The 2143-nt window shown below is 49.4% G+C and carries 2 protein-coding genes; one reads left to right on the top strand and one right to left on the bottom strand.

Features of this window, described 5'->3' with window-relative positions; genetic code table 11:
- A partial coding sequence (locus RRY12_13045) for a helix-turn-helix transcriptional regulator (protein MEG2185600.1) occupies positions 1-232 on the bottom strand: 232 nt, incomplete at its 3' end.
- A 393-nt stretch (positions 233-625) separates the two neighbouring features.
- Between RRY12_13045 and RRY12_13040 the strand changes: the two genes are divergently transcribed.
- On the top strand, positions 626-2143 hold a 1518-nt coding region (locus RRY12_13040), incomplete at its 3' end, for a hypothetical protein (GenBank protein ID MEG2185599.1).

Here is a 2143-nt window from a genome sequence, read left to right as displayed (position 1 = left end):
GCTCTGCGCCCTTGTCGTCCTTGTCGGGCGTCAGCGTCTCTCCCAAGATATATGCGATAGAGGTATTCAGCACCTTTGACAGCTTCATCAAATTTGCGCCGTCCGGCAAAAAAATGTCGCGTTCCCATGACGAAACAGTCTGTCTTGCGGTCCCCAGCAAGTAGGCTAGCTCCTCCTGATTCGCGATCCCATTTTTTGCTCTAAGCGAGCGTATTCGTTTTCCCACAGACATCCCAGTATTCACCTCACTCAAACAACATACCGCCAACACCAAAAGATAAAAAGCAATTAAAAGTGTCAAAATGACATTTATACTTGACAAAATAAATTCCTCTCATATAATTAGGACAGTTTAACGATACAAAGGTCATCATATATTTTTGTTTTGCCGCAAATCAAAGCAGGCAGTAAAAACGAACGCATCTGTCATAGACGCCGGATATGACGCCGCCGCAGGGGCGCGTGTACGTGTGCCGCCGCATTGTCCGTCGTCTATGTTATGCGGTTCGCAGGTGTGCCGTAACAAAAAAAGGCGGAAATCCCGCAGACAAAGGAGTGAGCGCGACAGATACAGGCAGCACCGCAGAAAGTTTTTCCACAACAAATCGAGAGGAGCTGTAAAGCAATGAAAAGACATGGAAAGATATTGGCATCATTTTTTGCGGCCGCAGCAATAGCCGCGGCACTCCTTGCGCCAGCCGTCGCGGCAAACGCCGAGGACGGTTTTTTCAAAATAGGGAGTACTGAGTACAAAACGGCGGAGCAAATCCAAGAAGTAACAAAACCGGATTCAACAGTCGTCACAAAAGGCTGCACGATAGAGGTGTACGGCAAAGTAAAGCTGCCGCTTGTCATACGAGAGGGCAAGCACCCTTCTTACCCCGATTTCACATGGGTGCTGAGCCAGGACAACGTAATCGTTGAAGGCAAGACTCCTGGCGCCGCGGTCTATTGCGACGTTGATGTGAACTCTGATAATTTGGGCGGAATGGTCGGTCTGCAGAGCACGGTCCACGTGCTTGGCAGTGGCGTAACGTTCAAAAACTTGACGATACTTCCCAACTATAATTCGTATAACGCCAGCAATGGTAATGCAAATAAAACCGTTGAAGTCTGGGGCTCAGCGTTTACGATGGACGGCTGCACAATTGAAGCCAATGATATAGGCGACGGAAAAATTACCGGAAACGGCGGAGCGCTCTTCTTCAACGGCCCGCAGAAACAAAACATCACGGTCAAAAATTCCACCTTCAAAAACTGCTACACAGTCTTCTGCGACACGATGCCCACAATCAACATAATGATAAGCGGCAACACCTTCGACACGCCGCAGGGCGACACCTACTTGATCGGAAACAATACATGGGCGACTCCTCCCGGCGAAAAAATGGGCTCCGTCTATGTGGAAAACAACACCTTCAAAAATCTTCCTGAAGATTACAAAAAAATCGTTTACCACAGAATGGCCGGCACATTTTACCTGAAGGGCAATAAAATAGAGAGCTCGAAAGGTTCCGCTAAAGTTCTCGACAGAGTGTCCTTCGGCAGACTATACGGAACCCAGCCGGAAGGCGGCAAAGACTGCGCCTCCGACGGCAAAGCTGTCATCATGCTGACAGAGGGCGGTGCGGACTATAAAATCACCGCTAAAATCGAAGGCGAGAAGTATGTCAACGTGGTGACGAAATACGAATCCGAAACGAAGCCTGTAGCGCCTGTAATCACAGACAAACCAGAGAACGTCGAACTTCTGAGGCCGGAAGTCATAGCAATTGACCCAAAGACAGCCACCGAAGAAGAAAAAACTGAGAAGAAGGCGGAGGCGGCCAAGAATCTGAATGCTGAAGGCATAACGGCCTCTGACATAGCTTTCAACAAAGACGGCAACGCCGTGCTTGCCCCAAACGTCATCGCGTCAGCTTCCACAAGCGCCATCAAGCTAGTCAAGCTGCCGGAAGGAACGTATATCAAATCAGAGGACATCGCGGCTCTGCCGATAATGGAAGCCGTCGTTCAGAAAGTCGACAACGTGGCCGCGGTAGCGTTTGAAGTGACAGGGGCGGCTTTGAAGGCCAAAGTCGCAAAAGATGTGATGATCCTTAAAACTCTTTCCGCAACAAGCGGAGAATTCTTCACCTTTGCG

Source organism: Cloacibacillus sp. (assembly GCA_036655895.1).
GTDB lineage: Bacteria > Synergistota > Synergistia > Synergistales > Synergistaceae > JAVVPF01.
The sequence above is the reverse complement of the archived record's forward strand: the minus strand, read 5'-3'. Positions and strand labels throughout refer to the sequence as shown.